We start from the raw sequence: 22,120 nt of genomic DNA on the forward strand, positions 1-22,120 counted from the left end.
AAAGTCAATGTCAGCCTCCTATCATTCCGCAATTAAAACCTTCCGTTCTATAATGTGGCATGAACCCCGACCGCCCGCGCCCATCTTCCCTGCTCGATTTGTTCATCTCCTTCACCCTGCTTGCGCTGCAAGGCTTCGGCGGCGTACTGGCCGTGGTGCAACGTGAGATGGTGGAACGCAAGAAATGGCTGACGCCGGAAGAGTTTCTGGAAGACTGGGCGGTCGCGCAGATCCTGCCCGGTCCCAACGTGGTCAATATTTCGCTGATGATCGGCGGCCGCTACTTCGGCCTGCGCGGCGCCCTGAGCGCGCTGGCCGGCATGCTGTGCGTGCCGCTGCTGGTGGTGCTGGGCCTGGCGCTGCTGTATGCGCAGTACGGCAACCATCCGGGCGTGGCCGGCGCGCTGCGCGGCATGGCGGCGGTCACGGCCGGGCTGATCGCGGCCACCGGCGTCAAGCTGGGCGCGGCGCTGCGCAAGCATCCGCTGCCGGGTTGGCAGACCGGGCTGATTGTGCTGCTGTGCATGGTCTTCGGGCTGGCGCTGCATCTGCCGCTGGGCTATACGCTGCTGATCCTGGGCGGGGTGAGCTTTGCCCTCACCTGGCGTAAGCTGAAAGGCGCAGCCGCATGAACGAGGCGCCGCTCCATATCGTGTTGACCTTGGCCGACTGGCTGGGCCTGTTCGGGCATTACCTGCTGCTGTCGCTGCTGTCGATCGGCGGCGCGATTTCGACGTCGACCGAGATGCACCGTTATCTGGTGGTCGAACATCACTGGCTGACGCAGGCGCAGTTCAATAATTCGATGGCGATTGCGCAGGCGGCGCCGGGGCCGAACGTGCTGTTCGTGGCCTTGATGGGCTGGAACGTGGGATTGAATGCGGGCAGCTATGCGGCGGCGCTGGCCGGTGTGGCGGTGACCATGCTGGGGATTCTGATTCCCAGCACGACCCTGACCTATTTTGCGGCGCGCTGGGGGCATCAGAACCGCGACCTGGTGGGCGTGCGCGCGTTCAAGCAGGGCATGGCGCCGGTGGTGGTGGGATTGATGGTGTCGGTTGGGCTGATACTGGCGGCGGCCGGCGGCGATGCCGCCACCGACTGGCCGCTGTGGGTGATTTCGCTGGTGGCGGGGTTGCTGATCTGGCGGACGCGCATCCACTTGCTCTGGCTGCTGGCGGCGGGGGCTGTTATTGGCTGGTTTTTACCCCTTTAGCCGGAGGGGTCAGACCCCTGCGGGGTCTGACCCCGGGCCGCCGCCGGGGGCCGGGTTTTACTTGTTCTGATAACCGCCGTAGTATTTTACCGGGCTCCAGTCTGGCGCCACCCCGGGTTTCGATGGTCCGTATTGTTCGTACTCCGGCGCGGCGTAGACGACTTTGCCATTGACGATCGTCAGGCTGGATTCCAGGTTCTTGATCTGCTCCACGTCCATCGTGAAGTAGTCCTGCGGCAGGATCACCAGGTCCGCGTACTGGCCCTTGGTTAGCGTGCCTTTCAGCTTTTCTTCGCCGCTCATCCACGCGCTACCCTGCGTCATCAGCTTCAGCGCCTGATACCGGCTCAACACGTCCTTCCGCTGCCAGATCTCCAGTCCGCCCGCCGTCTTGCCGCTCACCGCCCAGTAAATCGACGGCCACGGTCCGTAGCTCGATACGCGCGTGCCATCCGTGCCCAAACCGACCGGAATCTTCATCTCCAGCATCTTCTTAATCGGCGGCATCTGGCGGGTCTGCGCGCCGTACTGCTTCCAGTACAGCTCGCCCTGGAAGTACATGCGGTTCTGCACCGCGATGCCGCCGCCCAGCGCCTTCACGCGCGCCAGCTGCTTGTCGCTGATGGTTTCGGCGTGGTCGAAGAACCAGCGCAGGCCGTTCAGCGGCGTGTCTTTATTGACTTTTTCGATCACCGCCAGGTCGCGGTCGATGCTCTCGTCATACGTGGCGTGGATGCGGAACGGCCAGCGGTTCTTGATCAGCAGGCGCAGTACCGGCTCCAGCTCGCCTTCCATCTCGTGCGGCATGTCCGGACGCGGCTCCAGGAAGTTCTCGAAGTCGGCCGCGCTCCACACCAGGTTCTCGCCGCCGCCCTCGGTGTTGTAGCCGTTGGCGTAGAACAGGTGATCATTCTTGTCGGGATGGGTCTGCGTCAGCCAGCGCTGGTAGTCTTCCAGTTCCTTGCCCGGCTTCTGCGCGAACAGGTAGTAGGAGGTGCGGACCGTCAGCTTGCCGTTCCTGGCCAGTTCCAGGCTCACCGCATAATCGTCCGGATAGGCCTGGCCGCCGCCGCCGGCGTCGATGGCGCTGGTCAGGCCTAGGCGGTTCAGTTCGGTGTAATACTGCTGCGTCGAGTTCAGTTGCTCATCGCGCGGCAGCACATTGGTCTTGGCCAGCGTGCCGTACAGGATGGCCGCATTCGGCTTGGCGATCAGCATGCCGGTCGGCTTGCCGTCCGCGCCCAGCTCCACCACGCCATCCTTGAACTTGGTGTCGGCGTTATAGCCCAGCGTGGCGATGCCCTTCTGGTTCAGGTAGCCCAGGCCGTACAGGTAGAGGATGAACACCGGCTTGTCCGGCACCGCCGCATTGATTTCTTCCAGCGTCGGCAGGCGCTTTTCTTCAAACTGGTATTCGTTCCAGCCGCCCACTACCTTGATCCAGGCGCCATCGGGCGTGCGCGCGGCCTGCTCCTTGAGCATCTGCAGCGCTTTCTTCAGCGAGGTCACGCCATCCCAGCGCAGTTCGGCGTTGTAGTTCAGGCCTTCGCGGATGATGTGCAGGTGCGAGTCGTTCAGGCCGGGAATGACGGTCTTGCCGGCTGCGTCGATCACTTGCGTGGTGGAGGATTTGAGCTTGAGGATCTGGGCGTTGCTGCCCACGGCCTCGATCTTGCCATCCTTGATGGCCAGGGCTTGCGCGAAGGCGCCCTCTTTGCTCATGGTGGCGACCTTGCCATTGGTGATGATCAGGTCGGTTGCGTGCGCGGGAAGCGCGCAGGCGATTGCTGCCGCGAAGGCGAGCTGGGTCAATTTCATAACGACTCCTAAAAATAAAAAAACCGGCGCGATCCGAAGGGTTCGCGCCGGCCGTGTCAGAGAATTGAGGCCAGCTCAGTTCTCCGGATTACTCTTTGATTGCTTCGATAGCGAAGCTCAGGGTCACTTCATCGCCAACGTTAGGAGCGTAGGCGCCTGCGTTGAATTCGGTACGCTTGATGGTGGCGGTGGCGTTGGCGCCGCAAGCCAGTTTCTTGGCCATTGGGTGTTCAGCGCACTTGAAGTTGGTGATGGTCAGGGTCACTGGCTTGGTCACGCCCTTGATGGTCAGGTTGCCGTCCACGGTCGATGGCACGTCGCCTTTGAAGTTGACTTTGGTCGACTTGTAGGTGATGGTCGGGAACTTGGCGGTGTCCAGGAATTGTTCGCCCTGGATGTGGCCGTCGAACAGTTTCGAGCCGGTGTCCACGGATTTGGCATCGATCGTTGCTTCTACCGAACCGGTCTTGGCAGCGCGGTCCAGCGTTACCTTGGCGGTGGTGCTGTTGAAGCGGCTTTGCTGGTTGCTGAAACCGAAGTGGCTGTAACCAAAGCTGGAGAAGGTGTGGTTGACGTCGGAGACGAAGGTATCAGGGGCAGCGAAAGCGGACAGGGAAACACCGGCGGCGATCAGCAGGGCAACAATTTTTTTCATTTAGAAACTCCTAATGTGGTGAACAAGATTGTTCGAGTGAGGACGATTATGCTCGCGACATCTAAAGTTGTAAAACGAAAAATTTACCGCTTTACTATCGATAAAATCGATCATATCAGCGTAGCGTTATCATAACGGAACGAAAGGCGAAGGGAATCTACCGAAAGACTTAGACCGGTGAGTCGTTCCCGCGCAGGCGGGAACCCATGCAGAGGAGATTACGCCGCGATCGCAGCGTCGGAGACAGGCGTTTGATTCAAAATCCGGCCCAGCAGACGCTGCTCCAGCGCAGCAAACGCCGCATTCCCCCGAGCACGCGGACGCGGCAGCTCAACCTTCATATCCAGAGTAATACGGCCATCCTCGATCAGCACCACGCGGTCAGCCAAGGCCAGCGCCTCCTGCACATCATGCGTGACCAGCACCGCGGTGAAGCCGCGCGAAATCCACAGCGACTCAATCAGCTGCTGCATCTCGATGCGCGTCAACGCATCCAGCGCGCCGAGCGGTTCATCGAGCAGCAGCAATTGCGGCTCATGCAGCAAGGCCCGCGCCAACGCGACGCGCTGTCGCTGGCCGCCGGACAGCTCGGCCGGCCAATCATCGGCGCGCTCCGCCAGGCCAACCGTGGCCAGCGTGGCCGCCGCCGCGTTCAGCGAACGTGGCAACCCAAGCGCCACGTTCTCCAGCACCGTCTTCCAAGGCAGCAGGCGCGCTTCCTGGAACATGATGCGGATGCTGGAGGCGATGCTGCCCGTACCGATCCTGATGCTGCCCTGATCGGCCGTCTCCAGCCCGGCGATCGCGCGCAGCAGCGTGCTCTTGCCGCAGCCGCTGCGGCCGACGATGGCGACAAACTCGCCCGGACGCAGCTCCAGCTGCACATCGTGCAGCACCTGGCGCGTGCCGAAGGATTTGCTGACGCTCTCCAGATTCAGCGCCACACCCTGGCGGCGCGCCGGTGGCGCCGAGGTCCAGGTCGCGCTCTCGCGCGGCAATGCGCCCGTATCGAACAAAGCGGTAGAAATATGCATGGGATCTCCTTAACGGTAAGCCGGGTTCCAGCGCAGGAAGTGCTTTTCCAGACCGCGCGACACCAGATCAGCCGCCTTGCCCAGCAAGGCGTACAACAGAATCCCGACCAGCACCACATCGGTTTGCAGGAACTCGCGCGCATTCATGGTCATGTAGCCGATGCCCGCTTGCGCCGAAATGGTTTCCGCCACAATCAGCAGCACCCACACCAGCCCCAGCGAAAAACGCACGCCGACCAGGATGGACGGCAGCGCCGCCGGCAGGATCACATCGCGGTACAGCGGCCAGCCGGACAGGCCATAGCTGCGCGCCATCTCGATCAAGCCCTGGTCCGCCGAACGGATGCCGTGGAAGGTATTCAGATACACCGGAAAGAACACGCCCACCGCCAGCAGGAACAGCTTGGCCGTTTCATCGATGCCGAACCAAAGGATCACCAGCGGTATCAGCGCCAGCGCCGGAATATTGCGAACCATTTGCAACGTCGTATCCAGCAACGTTTCGGCACGGCGGAAGCTGCCGGTCAACAGCCCGAGCAGCAGGCCCAGACTGGCGCCGATGGCAAATCCGGAGGTCGCGCGCCACAAGCTGGTACGCAGATGCACCCACAGCTCGCCCGATACCGCCAGCGTCCAGAAGGCTTTCGCCACCGCCCACGGCTCCGGCAGGATGCGGCTGGACAGCCAGCCCAGTTGCGACGACACCTGCCACACCGCGATCAGCAGCACCGGCAGCACCCACGGCGTCCATGCGCTTTGCTTCTTCATCTATGCGGCCTTCTTCTTGGGCAGGATATCGCTGGCCATGATTTCGCCGAATGGACCGGTCAGCGATTGCTCGCCGTGGTCCTTGCCCTTGCCCAGCAGCGGGAACACCAGTTCCGCGAAGCGATACGATTCTTCCAGGTGCGGATAGCCCGAGAAGATAAAAGTCTCGATACCCAGGTCGGCGTATTCCTTGATACGCGCAGCCACGGTTTCGGGGTCGCCCACCAGCGCGGTCCCGGCGCCACCACGCACCAGTCCCACGCCGGCCCAGAGGTTGGGCGATACTTCGAGCTTGTCGCGGCGTCCGCCGTGCAAAGCTGCCATGCGTTGCTGTCCGACCGAATCCATTTTGGCGAACGAGGCCTGCGCCTTGGCGATCACTTCGTCGTCCAGATTGCTGATCAGCTCATCGGCGGCACGCCATGCTTCCTCATTCGTCTCGCGGACGATGACGTGCAGGCGGATGCCGAATTTGACGGTGCGGCCACGTTTGGCGGCGCGCGCGCGGATGTCGTCCAGCTTCTCGGCCACGGCGGCCGGCGGTTCACCCCAGGTCAGGTAGACGTCCATCTGCTCGGCCGCCAGTTCGTGCGCCGGTTCCGACGAACCGCCGAAATACAGCGGCGGATGCGGTTTCTGCACCGGCGGATACAGCGTCTTGGCGCCCTTCACCTTGATATGCTTGCCGTCGAAATCATAGCCCTTGTCGCCGCCCTCGCCCGCCAGCGATGCGCGCCACACGCGGATGAATTCATCCGAGATTTCGTAGCGCTTGGCGTGGTCGGCATACAGGCCGTCGGCTTCCAGCTCGCCCTGGTCGCCGCCGGTGACTACATTGATCAGCAGTCGGCCATTGGACAGGCGGTCAAAGGTCGACGCCATGCGCACCGCCAGACCGGGCGTGGTCAGGCCGGGACGGATCGCCACCAGGAACTTGAGGTTTTGCGTGACGTGGATCAGCGACGAGGCGACCACCCATGCGTCTTCGCAGGAACGGCCGGTCGGCAGCAGCACGCCGTCGTAGCCCAGCGTGTCGGCGGCCACCGCCACCTGCTTCAGGTAGTTGGCGTCGATGGCGCGTGCACCCTTGGAGGTGCCGAGGTAGCGGCTGTCGCCGTGGGTCGGGATAAACCAGAACAGATTCAGGGACATCTTGACTTCCTTATTGCGCCGCCAGCTGTTTGGCCGGCAGGGTTGCATCCTTGACCGCGATCGGTTTCGGGATCAGTTTCAGATTCGAGAAAGCGTCGGCGACTTTTTGCTGTTGATCCAGCACGTCGACGCTGATCGGCTTGACGCCGTAGCTGTAGCGCGAAGCGGCCAGCGCCACGATGTCCACATCCAGCCCGGTTTGCGACGCCAAAATGGCGGCGACTTCCTTCGGATTCCTCGCGCCCCACTCGTCGACCTTGGCGATTTCTTCCAGCACGATGCGCACCACATCGCTGTTCTTCTCGGCATACGGGCGCGCAGCCAGGTAGAACTGGTGATTGGCCACCAGTCCTTTGCCGTCGGCCAGCACGCGCGCGTTCAGCTGCTTTTCGGCGGCGGCCAGGAACGGATCCCATATCGCCCATGCATCGACACTGCCACGCTCAAACGCGGCGCGCGCATCGGCTGGCGGCAGGTACACCACTTCGATATCCTTGTAGCCCAGGCCCGCCTTCTCCAGCGCCTTCACCAGCAGGTAGTGGACGTTGGAGCCTTTGTTCAGCACCACCTTTTTTCCTTTTAAATCAGCGAGGCTGCGCAGCCTGGAATCCTTGTGCACGACGATGGCTTCGCTGCCCGGCGACGGTGGCTCGTTGCCGACATAAACCAGGTTGGCGCCAGCCGCCTGCGCAAAGATCGGCGGCGCTTCGCCGACCGTACCGAAGTCCACGCTGCCGACGTTCAGGCCTTCCAGCAGCTGCGGGCCGGCCGGGAACTCCGTCCACTTCACCGTAACGTTGCGCGAGGCCAGACGCTGCTCCAGCGTGCCGCGGCCTTTCAGCAGCGTCAGCGTGCCGTACTTCTGGTAGCCGATGCGCACTTCCTGCCTGGCCGGCGTCTGCGTCTGCGCCTGCGACTGGCCTGCGCCGGCCGCCATCACGCCGGCCGCAAACAGCAGGCCCAGGGTGTGGCGGCGCGATGCGCGTTTCTGTTCGATACTCATAAACACTCCTTATCGCGCCAGACGCACAGGCTGCGCCTGCGTCACAAACACCTCGTCCTGCTGCTGGCGCAGCGCGTTCAGGCATGCCGACAGCGCATCCACGCCAGCCTGCACACGCCAGGCGATCGCCGGATCGACGGTCAGGCCGCTGACGTCGTTCCACGTCAACTGCTGCGAGGTGGCGTAAATACTGGTGAAGACCTGGCGCGCATCCAGCGCATGCAGCACCGGGCGCAACGCATAGTCCAGCGCCAGCATGTGCGACTGGCTGCCGCCGGTGGCCAGCGGCAGCACCAGCTTGTCCTTCAGGCCGTCCTGCGGCAGCAGATCGAGGAAGGCTTTCAGCACGCCGGTGTAGGACGCCTTGTAAATCGGCGTGGCGATCACGATCGCATCCGCCTCGGCGACGGCATCCACCGCGCGCTTCAGGGCCAGGTCGGCAAAATCCGCATGCAGCAAGGCTTTCGCCGGCAGGTCGCGCACCAGCAGTTTGCTGTGACGGTGGCCGAGCGCGGCCAGTTTGTCGCCGACGTGATCCAGCAAACGGCCGGTACTCGACGGCGCTGCCGGGCTGCCGCTGATGAGAAGAATGCTCATGGTCTGTCCCCTGATTTTGATGGTGGCGTTCAGCATAAATCCGCACGATTGATTTCAAAACGAATAGTTTTACGCTTCGATATGCAAAATCCATTGCATGATTTTTCCGCATAAGGAAAGCCGGATTTCTTCGTGTACTGACTTTGGAACGGTCTTCATACTGGCAGGACCGATTCCTCTCTCTAGTGGACATACCATGTCTAATGCCTTACTCAAACCGTCGCACCATCCTGCGCAGGATCCGCTTCTCGTCGCGGCCGAACTGGCGCAGCGGCTGGCCGCCGGCGCCAATGCGCGCGACCAGGCAGGCGGCCACGCAGCACAGGAACGCGAATGGATACGCGAATCCGGCCTGCTTACCGTGTCCATCCCGGCTGCCTATGGCGGCCAGGGCGCGGACTGGCCGACGGTCTATCAGGTGATCCGCATCCTGGCCCGCGCCGACAGCGCGCTGGCGCACATCTTTGGCTTCCATCATCTGCAACTGGCCGGCATCCAGCTGTACGGCAGCGCGCAGCAGCAGCGCCGCTTCCTGACGCAGACGGTGGAGCAGAATCTGTTCTGGGGTAACGCCCTCAATCCGCTCGACAAGCGCACCATCGCGACCGATGCCGACTATGGCTTCCAGCTCGATGGGGTGAAGAGTTTTTCTTCCGGCTCGGTGGGTTCGGACTGGCTGACCATCTCGGCCTGGCATGAACCGTCGCAAAGCGCCTTGATCGGCGTGGTGCCGACGCGCCAGCATGGCGTGGCCGTGCAGGCGGACTGGGACGCCTTCGGCCAGAGGCAGACCGACAGCGGCAACGTCCACTTCAATCAGGTGTCGCTGCCGTCGACACAGGTGTTGCAGGCGCCGGGCGTCAAGCCGACGGCGCAGGCCTCGCTGCGCTCGCAGGTGGCGCAGCTGATGATGGCGAATCTCTATCTCGGCATCGGCGAAGGCGCGTTCGAGGCTGCGCGCGCCTACCTCGCGCAGGAGGCGCGGCCCTGGTTTGCGTCCGGCGTGGAAAAGGCTGGCGCCGATCCGCTGATCCAGCATCGCTTCGGCCAGTTGTGGCTCAAGCTGCGGCCGGCCGCCGTGCTGGCGAACCATGCGGCGCAGGAGCTTGATCGCCTGTTTCGTCTGGGCGCGGCTGTCACCGCGCAGCAGCGCGGCGAGCTGGCGGTGTCGGTAGCCGAGGCCAAGGTGCTGGCGCATACGGCCGGCGTGGACGTCAGCAGCGAGATCTTCGAGCTGACCGGCGCACGCTCGACCTCCGCCAAATTCGGCTACGACCGGTTCTGGCGCAACGTGCGCGTGCACACCTTGCACGATCCGGTCGATTACAAAATCCGCGACCTCGGACGTTATGCGCTCGACGGCACGCTGCCTGAACCTACTGCCTATTCCTGATTTTTCAATGACTACTCCCCTGATTCGCATCGAGCATGCGAGCAAATCCTTCGGCGACTTTCATGCGGTGCGCGATGTGTCGCTGGATGTGGCCCAAGGCGATATCTTTGGCCTGATCGGCAAGAGCGGCGCCGGCAAGTCCACGCTGCTGCGGTTGATTAATCTGCTGGAGCGGCCGGACCATGGCGCGGTCACGGTTGATGGCCGCGAGCTGACGTCGCTGTCCAAGCGCGATTTGCGCGATGCGCGCGCCAATATCGGCATGATCTTCCAGCAGTTTAATCTGCTGCAGAATGCGACCGTTTCCGATAACGTCGCCTTCCCGCTGCATATTCATGGCGGGCAAAGCAAGCAGCAGATCGCCGCGCGCGTCAGCGATTGCCTGGAACTTGTCGGCCTGTCCGACAAGGCTGATAGTTATCCGGCGCAGCTGTCGGGCGGGCAGAAACAGCGTGTCGCCATCGCCCGCGCGCTGGCCAGCAGGCCGGCGGTGCTGCTGTGCGACGAGCCGACATCGGCGCTGGACGCGGAAACCACGCGCGCGCTGCTGACGACGCTGAAGGATATCAATCACCGGCTTGACGTCACCATCGTCATCGTCAGTCATGAGCTGGACGTGATCGGCGCGATCTGCGACCACGTCGCCGTCATCGAAAACGGCGCCATCGCCGAACAATTCGCCCTCGACAACGCCACCAGCCTCACCGCTCCGCGCCACACCGCCCTGGGCCGAGAACTGGCCGCCGCCGTCGCCACCCGCGCGAGCGCCGCCAACGCCATCGCCGCCATCGCGCCACTGGAGACCGCCCATGTCTGAACTCCTCTCCGCGCTTGGTGCCTCGGCCAACGCCATCTTCGCCATGCTGCCTGAAATGTGGGAAGCCCTCGGCCAGACGCTGGTCATGCTCGGCATCGGCCTGTCCGCCGCGATCCTGATCGGCGGGCCGCTTGGCATCGTGCTGTTCCTGGTCGCCGACGGCCAATCCCTGCAAAACCGCCCTGCCGCGCTGGTACTCGGCTGGCTGGTGAACACCGTCCGGTCATTCCCCTTCATCATCCTGTTGGTGGCGCTGGTGCCGTTCACGCGCGCGATCGCCGGCACCTCCATCGGCCCGCTGGCCGCCGCCGTGCCGCTGTCGTTCGCCGCCATCCCCTACTTCGCCCGTCTGGTGGAGCAGAACCTGCGCGAAGTCCCGCGCGGCGTCATCGAAGCCGCCCACGCCATGGGCGCGTCGGAACTGCAAATCATCCTGCGCGTGCTCCTGGTGGAAGCCCGCTCCGGCCTGGTGCTGGCGCTGACCGTGCTGTCGATCAGCTTCCTGTCCTACTCCGCCGTGGCCGGCGTGGTGGGCGGCGGCGGCATCGGCGACCTCGCCATCCGCTACGGCTACTACCGCTTCGAAACCGACATCATGGTCGCCACCGTCGCCATCCTGATCCTCATGGTGCAGGTGATCCAGTTCGCCGGCAACCGCATCGCCAAAAAAATAGATAAACGCTAAAGGAAGTACATGAACACTCGCCGCAACCTGCTGCTGGCCGCCGTCGCCGCCGCAATCAGCCTCTCCGCCTACGCCAAAGACCAGAAGGAAATCGTCATCGGCACCAGCTCCGGCCCCTACGCGGACCAGATCAAATTCGGCATCAAGCCGATCCTGGAAAAACAGGGCTACAAAGTCAAGCTGGTGGAATTCAACGACTACGTCCAGCCCAATTACGCGCTGGCCGAAGGCTCGCTGGACGCCAACGTCTTCCAGCACAGCATCTACCTGACCAAGTTCTCGACCGACCATAAGCTGGCCTTGTCCGAACTGATCAAGATCCCGACCGCGCCGATCGCCCTCTACAGCCAGAAACACAAGACGCTGAACGACGTCAAGGAAGGCACCACCATCGCCCTGCCGAACGACCCGACCAACCAGGCGCGCGCACTGGTGCTGCTGGATCAACTGGGCTGGATCAAGCTGCGCGAAAAAACCGATCCGCTGAAGGCATCGGAAAAAGACGTCGCCACCAACATCAAGAAAATCAAGCTGCTGCCGCTGGAAGCCGCACAGCTGCCGCGTTCATTGCAGGACGCCGACTACGCCTTCGTCAACGGTAACTACGCGCTGGCCTCCGGCCTGAAGCTGAAGGATGCGCTGATCACCGAAAAAATCTCGCCGTCCTACGCCAACCTGGTAGCCGTGCGCACCGCCGACAAGGACAAGCAGTTCGCCAAGGATATCGTCGCGGCCTACCGCTCGCGCGAATTCCTCGCCGTGACCAACAAGTACTTCGCCGACTACGCCAAGACCGACTATCAGCTCGCGCTGGAAAAGTAATGCCGAAACTTATACGCTTCAACGCCTTTCAGATGAACACGGTGAGCCACCAGTCGCCGGGACTGTGGACGCACCCGCGCGACAACAGCCACCGCTACAAAGAACCGGACCACTGGACCGAACTGGCGCAACTGCTGGAACGTGGCCGCTTCGACGCCATCTTCCTGGCCGACGTACTGGGCGTCTACGACGTTTTCGAGGGCAGCGCCGACGCGGCCATCCGCCACGGCGTGCAGGTGCCGCTGAACGATCCGCTGGCGCTGGTGCCGCTGATGGCGCAGGCCACCAGACACCTCGGCTTCGGCGTGACGTGCGCGTTGACGTATGAGCATCCCTACATCTTCGCCCGCCGCATCTCGACGCTGGACCACCTGACGCGCGGCCGCATCGGCTGGAACATCGTCACCGGCTACCTCGACAGCGCGGCGCGCAACCTCGGGCTGAACCAGCAACTGAGCCACGACGAACGCTACGACCTCGCCGACGAATACATGGAAGTGGTCTACAAGTTGTGGGAGCAAAGCTGGGAAGATGGCGCAGTGGTCAACGACAAGGAACGCGGCGTCTACGCCGATCCGTCGCGCATCCATCCGATCAACCATGAAGGCAAGTACTACAAGGTGCCCGGTTTTCATCTGTGCGAGCCATCGCCGCAACGCACGCCGCTACTGTACCAGGCAGGCACCTCGCCGCGCGGCACGGCGTTCGCGGCGCAGCACGCGGAATGCACCTTCGTCAGCGGACCAAGCAAAAAAGTGGTGAAGAAGTATGCGGATGACCTGCGTGCCGCCGTGCGCGCAGCCGGCCGCGATGGCGACGACCTCAAAATCTACGCCCAGGCGCTGATCATCACCGCGCCGACGGAAGCCGAAGCGCGCGCCAAGCACGAAGAATACAAGCGCCACATCGACATCGAAGCCGCACTGGCGCTGCTGTCCGGCTGGACCGGCGTCGACTTCAGCAAGTTCCCGCTGGACGCGACCATCGAATACATCGACTCCGACGCCGGCCATTCGGCGCTGGCCTCCTTCAGCCAGGCCGACCCGGACCGCCGCTGGACCGTGCGTGAGGCGGCGCAGTTCATCGGCCTTGGCGGACGCGGACCGGTGCTGGTCGGCGATCCGTCGCAGATCGCCAGCCAGCTTGAAGCCTGGCAGGACGACACCGGCATCGACGGTTTCAATCTCGCCTTCGCCGTGGCCCACGAAAGCATGCGCGACGTGGTGGATCTGGTCGTGCCGGAACTTCAGCGGCGCGGCCGCTATCGCCAGGAGTATGACGCCGGCACCCTACGCGAGAAGCTGTTTCAACGCTCCCAGCGTCCGCGCGTCCATTCCCATTCGTTGTGATGCCAGGCCCAGTGGCCGGGCACCCAGTAATGTGAAGGGCTGGGCGCGACCGTGATCTGCTCGACGATCAGCGCAGGCATAGGACGCGCCGGTCCTTGATACCAATAGCCCCGCTGCCATTGCCACCCATGGTCGCGCCACGCCCAGTGTCCCTGGACCCAGGCATAGCCGGAGGCCGGCGATGGCGGTATCACTTCCTGGATCGGCGCCGGTGCATAGCGCACGGTGGCTGGATGGTCGTGGACCACCACGCGTTCCTTGACGACGGTGGTGCAGCCGCTTAAGGCGATGGCGATAGCCGCCGCGATGATTATTTTCTTTGTCATGTTCAGAGTCCTCGGTGTTGATGCGGCGATTGCCGCGCCAGCACCTATAACGCCTGAGTCGACGAATCCGATGTATAAAGCAGGTTTCCGGCGTAAGTAAATGTAATTTTGCGCCAGAGCGCGATCGACACCGCCACGGTCATCGCGCCGGTGATCACGTCGACGACGTAATGGCCGCCGAACTTCGGCGTCGCCAGGATCATGCTGATGTTCACCAGCAGCACCGGCCATGCGAGCCGGGTACGCCAGAACGCGCAGGTGAACAGGACCGCCAGCACCGTGTGATAGGAAGGGATCGAGATCAGTCCTTGCAGGGCCGTCGGGTCGACGGTGCGCAATGCGCCGGAGCGCAGCGGTTCAAAGTCGCTCAGTCCCGACATGTCCACCGCCAATTGCGAAGCGTAGTATTTGCCGGCGCCGGCGGCCGGATAAAGCCAGCTGCTGATGTGGGTGATGATCATGCTGACGACCATGCCGCCGCAAAAGTCGGACAGCTGCTTGAAGCGCCGCGTCAGCGACAGGTAGATCACCATCAACGGAAACTGCACGATAAAACTCTTGTAGCCGTACTTCAGCCACAGGTCCGCCCATGGATGCTGCTGTATCCAGCGGCAGTAGGCCACCCAGTCGAATCCCAGTGCGATATCCCAGCGCGACAACGTCGCATCCACCAGCGGCGCATCGGTGGTGACCAGAAAATAGCCAAGCGCCGCCGAAAAATTACTGAAGACGATGAGCGCGACGTAGGTCAGCAGCATGCTGCGCACGCGGGCGCTACGCCAGCATCGAGGGAATACCAGCGGCGTCAGAAACGACAGCACCACCGCGAGAAGGATCGCCGCCCGCTCACCGTCGCGCAAAGCCCAATGTGCGTGATAGCCCCAGGCCAGCATGAGGATCAGATAAATGGCGGATACCAGGGACAGCGCCCTCAGGCCACGATAGTCCGGCGCTGGCAGCATCATACGTGCGACATTCCCCTGCATGGTAAATTTACAATACCGGATTGTATGACAAATTCCTCTCTATATGGATAATCCCGCCGAACCGTTGTTGCGCGTCCGCGCGTCTGTCGATGCCGCCGAATGGGAGCGCATGCACGCCGCCGTGATTGCCATGTCCTGCGCCAGACTGGAAGTGCTGCATCGACGCAGGGTCAGTCGCATACTGAAGTATCTGCCAAAGCCGCATCCCGGGATGCAGAAGATTATCTATGGGCTTGGCGCAACAGGATTGATCGTGTCGGCCTTGATGGCGGCAGCCGGCGGCATCCCCTATCGTGGCTACCGGCTGGAACTGCTGTTTGCTGTGTTCTTTATAGCCACCATGGTGCTGACCTACTATCTTCCAGCAATCGAAGCGGCGCAGAACAGGCGCCGACCGGCGTTTCACTACCGGATCGCCAGAGGCACGGCCAACCGCGTCCTCAAAACAGCGAAAAAAGCGCTGCCGTTCGATGCGGAATACCGGTTTTTCGAAGATAAAGTCGCCTACACGTGCATCACCGGCGACAAGGCCAGGCTGCGATGGACGCTCGGGCTGAAAGGCGTGCAGCTGCAAGGCGACGGCTTTACGCTGCTCTATAAGAAGCACACATCGCAGGAGCCGTACGGCATCCTGCTGCACGCCGCGCCGGAAGTCGAAGCGCAACTCGAAAGACTGGGCGTGCAGCCGATGGCGGCGATGGATTAGTCGTTGCGCATCTGCGCCTGCGAGACGTTGCTGCCCGGCGGGACGCTCTGCGTCAGCCACACATTGCCGCCGATGGTGGAGCCGGCGCCAATGGTGATGCGGCCCAAAATCGTCGCGCCGGCGTAGATCACCACGTCGTCTTCCACGATCGGATGGCGCGGCACGCCTTTGATCAACACGCCCTGCTCGTCCGCCGGGAAGCGCTTGGCGCCCAGCGTAACATGCTGGTACAAGCGCACGCGCTGGCCGATGATGGCGGTTTCGCCGATCACCACGCCGGTGCCGTGGTCGATGAAGAAACTGGCGCCGATCTGCGCGCCCGGATGGATGTCGATCCCGGTCAGCGAATGGCCGATGTCGGAAATCAGCCGCGCCAGGAACGGCGAGCCAAGGCGATGCAGGCTGTGCGCCAGGCGGTAATACAGAATCGCGATGGTGCCCGGATAGCACAGCATGATCTCGGCCACCGACGTCGCCGCAGGATCGCCGGAAAACGCCGCCTGCACGTCGGATACCAGCAGGCCGCGCACTTGCGGCAGCTCCGCCGCGAACTGGCGCGTGATGTCGTGCGCCTGCCTGGTCAGCGCGTCTTCGTCTGGAATCGCGTCCTCGGACGAAAACTGCAAACCGCGCCGCACCTGCTCGGCCAGGCGGTTCAAGGTGGTGGTCAGGGTATCGCCGACGAAGAAGTCGATGCTCTCGTCAGTGAGGTTGGGACGGCCGTAATGCGTGGGGAACAGCGCCGCCTGCAGGCCGTTGACGATGATGGTCAGCGCCTCGCGCGACGGCAGTTCGCGCACGCGGCCATGGTGACGGATGTTGTGCGTGGCCTCGCGCGACACACGCAGTTGCTCGATCACGCTGGCCAGGTTCCAGTGCGAAGGCTTGACGGAAGTGCCGTCAAAAGTATCTCTAGTCATATTGTCTCGAATTCGAAAAGCATGGGCGTAGTCACCCACCGTGCAGCATAACCACCCTGTTCGCGCAGGCAAACGAATGATTTCAGCCTTTCTTATGCGGCATGCGCATATCGCGTAAAATGCCGGGTCCAACGAACAATACGCTATTCATGAATATTTTGCTGACGCTGCTGCTGGCCGGCCTGACGATGGTCGGTCCGCTCGCCATCGATACCTATCTGCCGTCCTTCCCCGCCATTACCGTGGCCTTTGACGCCAGCCCGCTGCTGGTGCAGCAGACGCTGTCGATGTTCCTGTTCTGTTTCGCGTTCATGATGCTCTTTTACGGCACGCTGTCCGATTCGTTCGGCCGTCGTCCGGTGATCGTGGTGTCGCTGGTGCTGTATATCGCGGCGTCGGTGGTGGCGGCGATGGCGCCGTCGATCGGCGTGCTGCTGGCCTGCCGCGTGGTGCAGGGCCTGGCGGCCGGCGCCGGTTCGGTGGTGGGCCGCGCGATTGTGCTGGACCGCTTCGACGGCATCCAGGCGCAGAAAATCCTGTCGCACATCATGATGGTGTTCGGCCTGGCGCCCGCGATCGCGCCGGTGCTGGGCGGCTGGCTGCAGGTGAGCTTCGGCTGGCGCTCGATCTTCTGGTTCCTCAGCGCCTTCGGCGTCATCATGCTGGTGGCGGTGCTGCGCGCGCTGCCGGAAAGCCTGGCCGTCAAGGATCGTCATCCGTTCCACCTGGGCGTGATCGCCAAAAACTACTGGAAGGTGCTGTGCCATCAGCACTTCCTGCTGCTGGCGGTGGCCGTCGGCATGTGCTTTGCGGGCGTGGCGCTGTACATCGGTTCGGCCGCCTACTTCGTGATGCACATTCTGCACCTGCCGGAAACCGCGTTTGCGTGGATGTTCGTGCCGCTGATTAGCGGCATGGTGGTCGGCTCGGCCTTGTCGGGAAAATTCGCACACCGCTACTCGCGCAAGGCGCAGGTGTGGCTGGGCTTTGCGATCATGATAGTCGCCGGCGTAATCAACGTCGGCTACAACCTGTTCTTCGTGGCGGCGGTGCCGTGGGCGGTGATGCCGCTGTTTATCTATTCCTTCGGCCTGGCGCTGGCCATGACGCCGCTGTCGATGATCGCGCTGGAGTACTTCCCGAACAACAGCGGCCTGGCGTCGTCGATGCAGTCGTTTATCCAGATGCTGCTGTTTGCGCTGGTGTCCGGGCTGGTGGCGCCGCTGCTGTTCGATAGCGCGCTGAATCTGGCCTGGGGCGTGCTCGCCAGCCTGGTGCTCAGCGTGATCGCGTGGCTGCTGGCGCAGACCGGCACGCCGGTCACGCACGACTGATCAGGGCCAGGGCGCGGGATTCAGGTCGATATACTGCGCCCCGCCCTGCTCCGGTTCACGCTCGGATGATGAACCACCGGGCGCCTGGGCGGGATTGCGCAGACCCAGTATCTCCTTGCGGGATTCAACAAAGTCCGCGCTCGACAGCGGATTGTCCTTGTCCGGCCAGTTCTCCACGGCCCAGGCCTGCAATTGCTCGAAACGCTGCCACAATTCGCTGATAAAGCGGCGACGCTCATCTTCGTTATCCATACGCCCTCCTTGGCTGATCCTGTCCATGCCGACAGTATGCACCCGGCGTGGCCAGGGGTCGGTACGCAAGATAACTCACTAGCATGTAAAATGATGCATTCATCTGCCTTAAGCCAGAACCACGAATGCGCCTTACCTCTTTTACCGATTATTCACTGCGCACGCTGCTCTATCTGGCGGCCAATCGGGATCGCCTGGTTACCATCCAGGATATCGCCGATCTGCATGTGATTTCAAAAAACCACCTGATGAAGGTGGTCTACCAACTGGGCCTGTCCGGCCTGGTGGAGACGGTACGCGGCCGCAATGGCGGGCTGCGTCTTGGAAAGGAGCCGAAGGACATCAACATCGGCGCACTGGTACGCTCCACCGAGACCGATTTCTTCATGGCCGAATGCTTCGACCGCGCCACCGACACCTGTCCGCTGACGCCCGACTGCAAGCTGAAACACACGCTGAACGACGCCACCCAGGCCTTCCTCAACGTCCTCGATCAGCAAACGCTGGCCGACATGCTGCCGGGCGACCCGGTGCACTCGCAGAGCAAGCCGGTGCGGATCATCCGCAACTCAGTCAAATCGCACTAGGCGGCATCCTGCCGCAGCTGCGGCAGTGACGCCATTAAATCCGAGAAGCGCTGGCCCTGGATCATCACGTGCTCGCGCAGCAGATGCGCCGCGCGCTCGCCGTCGCCGTCCAGGATGGCCTGCACCACGCCGTCATGCTCGTGGTAGGAATTGGCCAGCCGGTTGCGCACGCGCAGTTGCAGGCGGCGGTAGGGACGCAGGCGGCGGTACAGCGCGCGCGTCTGCTCGATCAAAAACTGATTGTGGCTGCCGGCGTAAATCGCCTCGTGGAAGATCTCGTTCTTGTAGTAATACTCGTCCGGCTCCTGCGCATCGAGCGCGGCCTGGCAGGCCTGGTGCGCGGCCAGCAGCGATTTCTGTTCGTCGGGCGTCATCCGCCGCGCGGCCAGGCGGCCGCAGACCGCCTCCAGTTCCGACATCACCTCGAACATCTCCACCAGCTGCTGCGGCCCCAGTTCGGCAACGATGGCGCCACGGCGCGGCCGTATCACCACCAAGCCCATGGAAGACAGCTGAATCAAGGTCTCACGGATCGGCGTGCGCGACACGCCAAAGCGCGTCGCCAGCTCGGTTTCATCGAGATGCTGGCCGGGTTTGAGCTCGCCCACGGCAATCATTTCTTCGATTTGCTCGCGGAGAGTAGCGGAATGAGTTGTCATGCCTCCCATTATATCGCTTGACAACGTATGCGCAACCGCTATTCTTGTATACACGAAAAAGCTTATTGCATATGGAATGCGATAACGATAATATTTCCGCACATCAACCCTTGGAGGACGTATGACCGCTATCACCCGCAGGTCCGTACTAGCAGCTCTGGCAGCCAGCCCTTTGTTGTTGCAACCAGCCTGGGCGCAAACCGCGCTCAAGCTTTCCCACCAGTTCCCCGGCGGCACCATCACCGAAGGCGATTTCCGTGACCGCCTGTCCCGCATGTTTGCCGCCGAAGTGGAAAAGCGCTCCAAGGGTGCGCTGAAGTTTTCGATCTATCCCGGCTCTTCGCTGATGAAGACCAACGCCCAGTTCTCCGCCATGCGCAAGGGCGCGCTGGACCTGTCGCTGGTGCCGCTGTCGTATGCCGGCGGCGAAGTCCCGGAAGTGAACATCGGCCTGATGCCCGGCCTGGTCACCTCCTACGAACAGGCTTACGGCTGGAAGAACGCCGAAGTGGGCAAGGAACTGTCGCGCATCCTGTACGACAAGGGCATCGTGATGGTGAGCTGGATCTGGCAAGGCGGCGGCATGGCCTCGCGCGGCAAGCCAGTGGTCGATCCGGACGACGCCAAGGGCATGAAAATCCGCGGCGGTTCGCGCGAGATGGACATGATGCTGAAGGCCGCCGGCGCCGCCGTGGTCACGCTGCCGTCCAATGAAATCTACGCCGCCATGCAGACCGGCGCGATGGAAGGCGCACTGACCTCCTCCACTTCGCTGATCTCGTTCCGCCTTGAGGAAGTCTCGAAAGCGCTGACCACCGCGCGCGGCGGCTCCTACTGGTTCATGCTGGAACCGCTGATGATGTCGCGCACCGTGTTCGACAAGCTGCCGAAGGACCAGCAGCAGCTGATCCTGACCGTCGGCGCCGAACTGGAAGCCTTCGCGCTCAAATCATCGAAGGAAGATGACCAGCAAGTGGCCGTGGTCTACCAGAAAGCCAACGCCAAGGTGGTCGACATGACGCCGGCCTCGCTGCAGAAATGGCAGGCCATCGCCCGCGCCACCGCCTGGAAGGACTTCAGCGAGAAGAACGCCAGCTGCGCCAACCTGCTGAAACTGGCGGAGAAAACGCTGTGAGCCACGGCGTAGACATCGCGCCGTCGCGCGGTCCTGCGCCGCCGGACAACGCCGTCATCGCGGCGCTGACGGCGGCACTGGACAAGCTGAATCGCTTGCTGATGACGCTGTCCATGATCGCACTGGTGCTGACCGCGCTGGTGCTGACCTACTCGGTGGTGTCGCGCTACTTCTTCAGCGCGCCCACCGACTGGCAGGACGAGGCCTCGGTATTCATGCTGGTCGGCGTCACCTTCTTCACCACCGCCTATGTGCAGTTCCATCGCGGCCATATCGGCATCGAAGCGGTGGCGGGCCTGCTGCCGCGCCGCGTGAATGCGGTGCGGCTGTTCGTGGTGGACCTGGCGTCGACGCTGTTCTGCGCCTTCTTCACCTGGAAATCGTGGATGCTGTTCCACGAAGCCTGGGTGGATGGACAGACCACCTCCTCCACCTTCGCGCCGCCGCTGTGGATTCCGTACTCGATGATGGCCGCCGGCATGACGCTGCTGACGCTGCAACTGCTGCTGCAAACGCTGGCCCGCATGACCAACAAACCTGCATCGGAGCGCGCAGCATGAGTGACCTGACCCTGGGCGCGCTGTATGGCGCCGTCACGCTGGTGGTGATGTTCTCCGGGATGCCGATCGCATTCGCGCTGGGCATCGTGGCCACCGGCTTTATGTACTTCTTCATGCCGCCGTCCTCGCTGGACACGGTCACGCAGAACGTCTACGAAGAGATGGCGTCGATCACGCTGCTGTCGATTCCCCTGTTTATCCTGAAGGGCGCGGCCATCGGCAAATCACCGGCGGGCCGGGACTTGTACTCCGCCATCCACACGTGGATGCACAAGATCCCCGGTGGCCTCGGCATCGCCAACGTATTTGCCTGCGCGCTGTTCGCGGCCATGGCCGGCTCCTCGCCTGCCACCTGCTCGGCCATCGGCTCGGCCGGCATTCCGGAGATGCGCAAGCGCGGCTACTCACCGGGCTTCGCGGCCGGCATCATCGCCGCCGGCGGCACGCTGGGCATTCTGCTGCCGCCGTCGATCACCATGATCCTGTACGCCGTCGCCGCCGAGCAGTCGCTGGGCCGCCTGTTCCTGGCCGGGATAGGCCCCGGCATCCTGCTGGTGGTGCTGTTTGCCGGCTACGCCGTCTACCGCGCCCGCAAGGAATACCGCATGGCGCTGGAGATCTACGAAAAAGGCGGCGAGAAATCGGCCTACCTGGAAGACGAGCATTTCACCCTGAAGGAAAAAGTGGAAATGCTGCCGCGCGTGCTGCCGTTCATCGTGCTGCTGATCGGCGTGATGGTGGCGCTGTACGGCGGCTTCGCCACCCCATCGGAAACGGCGGGCCTGGGCGCGCTGCTGGCGTTGGCGCTGCTGGCCGTGATCTACGGCGTGTGGAAGCCGAAAGACCTGTCGCCTATCCTGGGCTCGTCGATCAAGGAATCGACCATGCTGCTGCTGATCATCGGCATGTCGCTGCTGTATTCCTACGTGATGAGCTACCTGCATATCAGCCAGTCGGCCGCCGCGTGGGTGGTCAGCCTGCACCTGTCGAAATGGGTGCTGCTGGCGGTGATCCTGTGCATGGTGATCGTGTTCGGCTTCTTCCTGCCGCCGGTGTCGATCATCCTGATGACGGCGCCGATCATCCTGCCGCCGCTGCGCGAGGCCGGTTTCGATCTGATCTGGTTCGGCATCGTCATGACGGTGGTGATGGAGATGGGCCTGATCCATCCGCCGGTGGGACTGAATATATTCGTCATCAAGAACATCGCGCCGGACATTCCTTTGAAGGATGTGATCTGGGGCGTGTTCCCCTTCCTGTTGCTGATGGTGCTGGCGGTGCTGCTGCTGTGCGTCTTCCCATCGATCGCAACCGGCCTGCCTGACATGATTATGGGAGCAAAATAA

General features: G+C 62.7%; 25 protein-coding genes. 13 read left to right on the forward strand and 12 right to left on the reverse strand.

Translation table 11 applies throughout. The annotated features are described in order from the left end of the window. Positions 1-59: 59 nt before the first annotated feature. Both GJ695_RS05125 and GJ695_RS05130 read left to right on the forward strand, forming a co-directional pair. The gene (locus GJ695_RS05125) at positions 60-632 is read left to right on the forward strand and encodes a chromate transporter (protein ID WP_154362545.1); all 573 of its coding nucleotides are present in this window, start codon (positions 60-62) and stop codon (positions 630-632) included. Continuing rightward, positions 629-1,216 carry a chromate transporter gene (locus GJ695_RS05130; RefSeq protein WP_154362547.1) on the forward strand — a complete coding sequence of 196 codons (588 nt, stop codon included), beginning with the start codon at positions 629-631 and terminating at the stop codon, positions 1,214-1,216. The genes GJ695_RS05125 and GJ695_RS05130 overlap by 4 nt, the downstream gene beginning before the upstream one ends. Before the next feature lie 57 nt (positions 1,217-1,273). On the opposite strand, the gene GJ695_RS05135 is transcribed toward GJ695_RS05130, so the two are convergent. The 7 genes from GJ695_RS05135 to ssuE all read right to left on the reverse strand — a co-directional run bounded on the left by GJ695_RS05135 (position 1,274) and on the right by ssuE (position 8,243). Next, positions 1,274-3,034: an amidohydrolase gene (locus tag GJ695_RS05135; RefSeq protein ID WP_154362549.1), complete on the reverse strand. Its 1,761-nt coding sequence runs from the start codon at positions 3,032-3,034 to the stop codon at positions 1,274-1,276. Between the two features lie 88 nt (positions 3,035-3,122). After that, entirely contained in the window at positions 3,123-3,689 is a 567-nt protein-coding gene (locus GJ695_RS05140; protein ID WP_154362550.1) for a YceI family protein, read from the reverse strand. Positions 3,690-3,907: 218 nt separating this feature from the next. Further along, positions 3,908-4,723, reverse strand: coding sequence for an ATP-binding cassette domain-containing protein (locus GJ695_RS05145; protein WP_154362553.1), 816 nt, complete (start codon positions 4,721-4,723; stop codon positions 3,908-3,910). A 9-nt stretch (positions 4,724-4,732) separates the two neighbouring features. Further along, complete coding sequence (gene ssuC, locus GJ695_RS05150; protein ID WP_154362555.1) at positions 4,733-5,491, reverse strand: aliphatic sulfonate ABC transporter permease SsuC; 759 nt, start codon at positions 5,489-5,491, stop codon at positions 4,733-4,735. Further along, positions 5,492-6,637 (reverse strand): FMNH2-dependent alkanesulfonate monooxygenase, encoded by a 1,146-nt coding sequence (gene ssuD / locus GJ695_RS05155; RefSeq protein WP_208023405.1) that lies wholly within the window; start codon positions 6,635-6,637, stop codon positions 5,492-5,494. 16 nt (positions 6,638-6,653) lie between these two features. Continuing rightward, positions 6,654-7,646: a sulfonate ABC transporter substrate-binding protein gene (locus GJ695_RS05160; RefSeq protein ID WP_154362559.1), complete on the reverse strand. Its 993-nt coding sequence runs from the start codon at positions 7,644-7,646 to the stop codon at positions 6,654-6,656. Between the two features lie 9 nt (positions 7,647-7,655). Beyond that, positions 7,656-8,243 (reverse strand): NADPH-dependent FMN reductase, encoded by a 588-nt coding sequence (gene ssuE, locus GJ695_RS05165; protein ID WP_154362561.1) that lies wholly within the window; start codon positions 8,241-8,243, stop codon positions 7,656-7,658. Positions 8,244-8,439: 196 nt separating this feature from the next. Between ssuE and GJ695_RS05170 the strand changes: the two genes are divergently transcribed. The 5 genes from GJ695_RS05170 to GJ695_RS05190 are packed head-to-tail and all read left to right on the forward strand — an operon-like array spanning position 8,440 to position 13,309. Continuing rightward, positions 8,440-9,636: an acyl-CoA dehydrogenase family protein gene (locus tag GJ695_RS05170; protein ID WP_154362563.1), complete on the forward strand. Its 1,197-nt coding sequence runs from the start codon at positions 8,440-8,442 to the stop codon at positions 9,634-9,636. Positions 9,637-9,643: 7 nt separating this feature from the next. Next, positions 9,644-10,453, forward strand: coding sequence for a methionine ABC transporter ATP-binding protein (locus GJ695_RS05175; RefSeq protein WP_154362565.1), 810 nt, complete (start codon positions 9,644-9,646; stop codon positions 10,451-10,453). After that, complete coding sequence (locus GJ695_RS05180) at positions 10,446-11,138, forward strand: methionine ABC transporter permease (RefSeq protein WP_208023402.1); 693 nt, start codon at positions 10,446-10,448, stop codon at positions 11,136-11,138. Before GJ695_RS05175 ends, GJ695_RS05180 begins: the two co-directional genes overlap by 8 nt. A gap of 9 nt (positions 11,139-11,147) precedes the next feature. Next, positions 11,148-11,960, forward strand: coding sequence for a MetQ/NlpA family ABC transporter substrate-binding protein (locus tag GJ695_RS05185; RefSeq protein ID WP_154362567.1), 813 nt, complete (start codon positions 11,148-11,150; stop codon positions 11,958-11,960). After that, a complete protein-coding gene (locus tag GJ695_RS05190; protein ID WP_154362570.1) occupies positions 11,960-13,309 on the forward strand; it encodes an LLM class flavin-dependent oxidoreductase in 1,350 nt (449 codons plus the stop codon). Before GJ695_RS05185 ends, GJ695_RS05190 begins: the two co-directional genes overlap by 1 nt. Here the strand turns inward: GJ695_RS05190 and GJ695_RS29570 are convergent. Together GJ695_RS29570 and GJ695_RS05200 are read right to left on the reverse strand one after the other, a co-directional pair. Then, a complete protein-coding gene (locus tag GJ695_RS29570) occupies positions 13,267-13,635 on the reverse strand; it encodes a YXWGXW repeat-containing protein (RefSeq protein ID WP_166455171.1) in 369 nt (122 codons plus the stop codon). The two genes, GJ695_RS05190 and GJ695_RS29570, sit on opposite strands and share 43 nt — an antisense overlap. 44 nt (positions 13,636-13,679) lie before the next feature. After that, complete coding sequence (locus GJ695_RS05200) at positions 13,680-14,600, reverse strand: phosphatase PAP2 family protein (RefSeq protein ID WP_166455170.1); 921 nt, start codon at positions 14,598-14,600, stop codon at positions 13,680-13,682. 64 nt (positions 14,601-14,664) lie between these two features. Between GJ695_RS05200 and GJ695_RS05205 the strand changes: the two genes are divergently transcribed. After that, a complete protein-coding gene (locus tag GJ695_RS05205; protein ID WP_154362574.1) occupies positions 14,665-15,327 on the forward strand; it encodes a hypothetical protein in 663 nt (220 codons plus the stop codon). On the opposite strand, the gene epsC is transcribed toward GJ695_RS05205, so the two are convergent. Beyond that, entirely contained in the window at positions 15,324-16,247 is a 924-nt protein-coding gene (gene epsC / locus GJ695_RS05210) for a serine O-acetyltransferase EpsC (RefSeq protein ID WP_154362590.1), read from the reverse strand. The two genes, GJ695_RS05205 and epsC, sit on opposite strands and share 4 nt — an antisense overlap. 149 nt (positions 16,248-16,396) lie before the next feature. Between epsC and GJ695_RS05215 the strand changes: the two genes are divergently transcribed. Then, positions 16,397-17,581, forward strand: coding sequence for a multidrug effflux MFS transporter (locus GJ695_RS05215; protein ID WP_154362592.1), 1,185 nt, complete (start codon positions 16,397-16,399; stop codon positions 17,579-17,581). Here GJ695_RS05215 and GJ695_RS05220 read toward each other — a convergent pair whose 3' ends face one another. Beyond that, positions 17,582-17,833, reverse strand: a complete 252-nt coding sequence (locus GJ695_RS05220) for a hypothetical protein (protein WP_154362594.1) — start codon at positions 17,831-17,833, stop codon at positions 17,582-17,584. Between the two features lie 125 nt (positions 17,834-17,958). Between GJ695_RS05220 and GJ695_RS05225 the strand changes: the two genes are divergently transcribed. Further along, positions 17,959-18,420 (forward strand): RrF2 family transcriptional regulator, encoded by a 462-nt coding sequence (locus tag GJ695_RS05225; protein ID WP_154362596.1) that lies wholly within the window; start codon positions 17,959-17,961, stop codon positions 18,418-18,420. On the opposite strand, the gene GJ695_RS05230 is transcribed toward GJ695_RS05225, so the two are convergent. After that, positions 18,417-19,079: a GntR family transcriptional regulator gene (locus GJ695_RS05230; protein ID WP_154362598.1), complete on the reverse strand. Its 663-nt coding sequence runs from the start codon at positions 19,077-19,079 to the stop codon at positions 18,417-18,419. The two genes, GJ695_RS05225 and GJ695_RS05230, sit on opposite strands and share 4 nt — an antisense overlap. Positions 19,080-19,200: 121 nt before the next feature. On the opposite strand from GJ695_RS05230, the gene dctP reads away from it, so the two are divergent. The 3 genes from dctP to GJ695_RS05245 are packed head-to-tail and all read left to right on the forward strand — an operon-like array spanning position 19,201 to position 22,120. Then, positions 19,201-20,214 carry a TRAP transporter substrate-binding protein DctP gene (dctP, locus tag GJ695_RS05235; protein ID WP_154362600.1) on the forward strand — a complete coding sequence of 338 codons (1,014 nt, stop codon included), beginning with the start codon at positions 19,201-19,203 and terminating at the stop codon, positions 20,212-20,214. Next, a complete protein-coding gene (locus GJ695_RS05240) occupies positions 20,211-20,774 on the forward strand; it encodes a TRAP transporter small permease (RefSeq protein WP_166455169.1) in 564 nt (187 codons plus the stop codon). The genes dctP and GJ695_RS05240 overlap by 4 nt, the downstream gene beginning before the upstream one ends. Continuing rightward, positions 20,771-22,120, forward strand: a complete 1,350-nt coding sequence (locus GJ695_RS05245) for a TRAP transporter large permease (RefSeq protein ID WP_154362603.1) — start codon at positions 20,771-20,773, stop codon at positions 22,118-22,120. Before GJ695_RS05240 ends, GJ695_RS05245 begins: the two co-directional genes overlap by 4 nt.

The sequence above is a fragment of the Duganella alba genome (assembly GCF_009674495.1).
Classification (GTDB): Bacteria; Pseudomonadota; Gammaproteobacteria; order Burkholderiales; family Burkholderiaceae_D; genus Rugamonas; species Rugamonas alba.

Excerpts from the sequence above, each read along its gene's own strand:
- GJ695_RS05230 (WP_154362598.1), bottom strand. The coding sequence starts at position 19,079 with ATGACAACTCATTCCGCTACTCTCCGCGAGCAAATCGAAGAAATGATT.
- GJ695_RS05220 (WP_154362594.1), bottom strand. The coding sequence starts at position 17,833 with ATGGATAACGAAGATGAGCGTCGCCGCTTTATCAGCGAATTGTGGCAG.
- GJ695_RS05140 (WP_154362550.1), bottom strand. The coding sequence starts at position 3,689 with ATGAAAAAAATTGTTGCCCTGCTGATCGCCGCCGGTGTTTCCCTGTCC.
- GJ695_RS05190 (WP_154362570.1), top strand. The coding sequence starts at position 11,960 with ATGCCGAAACTTATACGCTTCAACGCCTTTCAGATGAACACGGTGAGC.
- epsC (WP_154362590.1), bottom strand. The coding sequence starts at position 16,247 with ATGACTAGAGATACTTTTGACGGCACTTCCGTCAAGCCTTCGCACTGG.
- GJ695_RS05200 (WP_166455170.1), bottom strand. The coding sequence starts at position 14,600 with ATGATGCTGCCAGCGCCGGACTATCGTGGCCTGAGGGCGCTGTCCCTG.
- GJ695_RS05225 (WP_154362596.1), top strand. The coding sequence starts at position 17,959 with ATGCGCCTTACCTCTTTTACCGATTATTCACTGCGCACGCTGCTCTAT.
- GJ695_RS29570 (WP_166455171.1), bottom strand. The coding sequence starts at position 13,635 with ATGACAAAGAAAATAATCATCGCGGCGGCTATCGCCATCGCCTTAAGC.
- GJ695_RS05180 (WP_208023402.1), top strand. The coding sequence starts at position 10,446 with ATGTCTGAACTCCTCTCCGCGCTTGGTGCCTCGGCCAACGCCATCTTC.
- GJ695_RS05205 (WP_154362574.1), top strand. The coding sequence starts at position 14,665 with ATGGATAATCCCGCCGAACCGTTGTTGCGCGTCCGCGCGTCTGTCGAT.
- GJ695_RS05175 (WP_154362565.1), top strand. The coding sequence starts at position 9,644 with ATGACTACTCCCCTGATTCGCATCGAGCATGCGAGCAAATCCTTCGGC.
- GJ695_RS05245 (WP_154362603.1), top strand. The coding sequence starts at position 20,771 with ATGAGTGACCTGACCCTGGGCGCGCTGTATGGCGCCGTCACGCTGGTG.
- GJ695_RS05160 (WP_154362559.1), bottom strand. The coding sequence starts at position 7,646 with ATGAGTATCGAACAGAAACGCGCATCGCGCCGCCACACCCTGGGCCTG.
- GJ695_RS05130 (WP_154362547.1), top strand. The coding sequence starts at position 629 with ATGAACGAGGCGCCGCTCCATATCGTGTTGACCTTGGCCGACTGGCTG.
- GJ695_RS05185 (WP_154362567.1), top strand. The coding sequence starts at position 11,148 with ATGAACACTCGCCGCAACCTGCTGCTGGCCGCCGTCGCCGCCGCAATC.
- dctP (WP_154362600.1), top strand. The coding sequence starts at position 19,201 with ATGACCGCTATCACCCGCAGGTCCGTACTAGCAGCTCTGGCAGCCAGC.
- GJ695_RS05135 (WP_154362549.1), bottom strand. The coding sequence starts at position 3,034 with ATGAAATTGACCCAGCTCGCCTTCGCGGCAGCAATCGCCTGCGCGCTT.
- GJ695_RS05170 (WP_154362563.1), top strand. The coding sequence starts at position 8,440 with ATGTCTAATGCCTTACTCAAACCGTCGCACCATCCTGCGCAGGATCCG.
- GJ695_RS05125 (WP_154362545.1), top strand. The coding sequence starts at position 60 with ATGAACCCCGACCGCCCGCGCCCATCTTCCCTGCTCGATTTGTTCATC.
- GJ695_RS05215 (WP_154362592.1), top strand. The coding sequence starts at position 16,397 with ATGAATATTTTGCTGACGCTGCTGCTGGCCGGCCTGACGATGGTCGGT.
- GJ695_RS05145 (WP_154362553.1), bottom strand. The coding sequence starts at position 4,723 with ATGCATATTTCTACCGCTTTGTTCGATACGGGCGCATTGCCGCGCGAG.
- ssuE (WP_154362561.1), bottom strand. The coding sequence starts at position 8,243 with ATGAGCATTCTTCTCATCAGCGGCAGCCCGGCAGCGCCGTCGAGTACC.
- ssuC (WP_154362555.1), bottom strand. The coding sequence starts at position 5,491 with ATGAAGAAGCAAAGCGCATGGACGCCGTGGGTGCTGCCGGTGCTGCTG.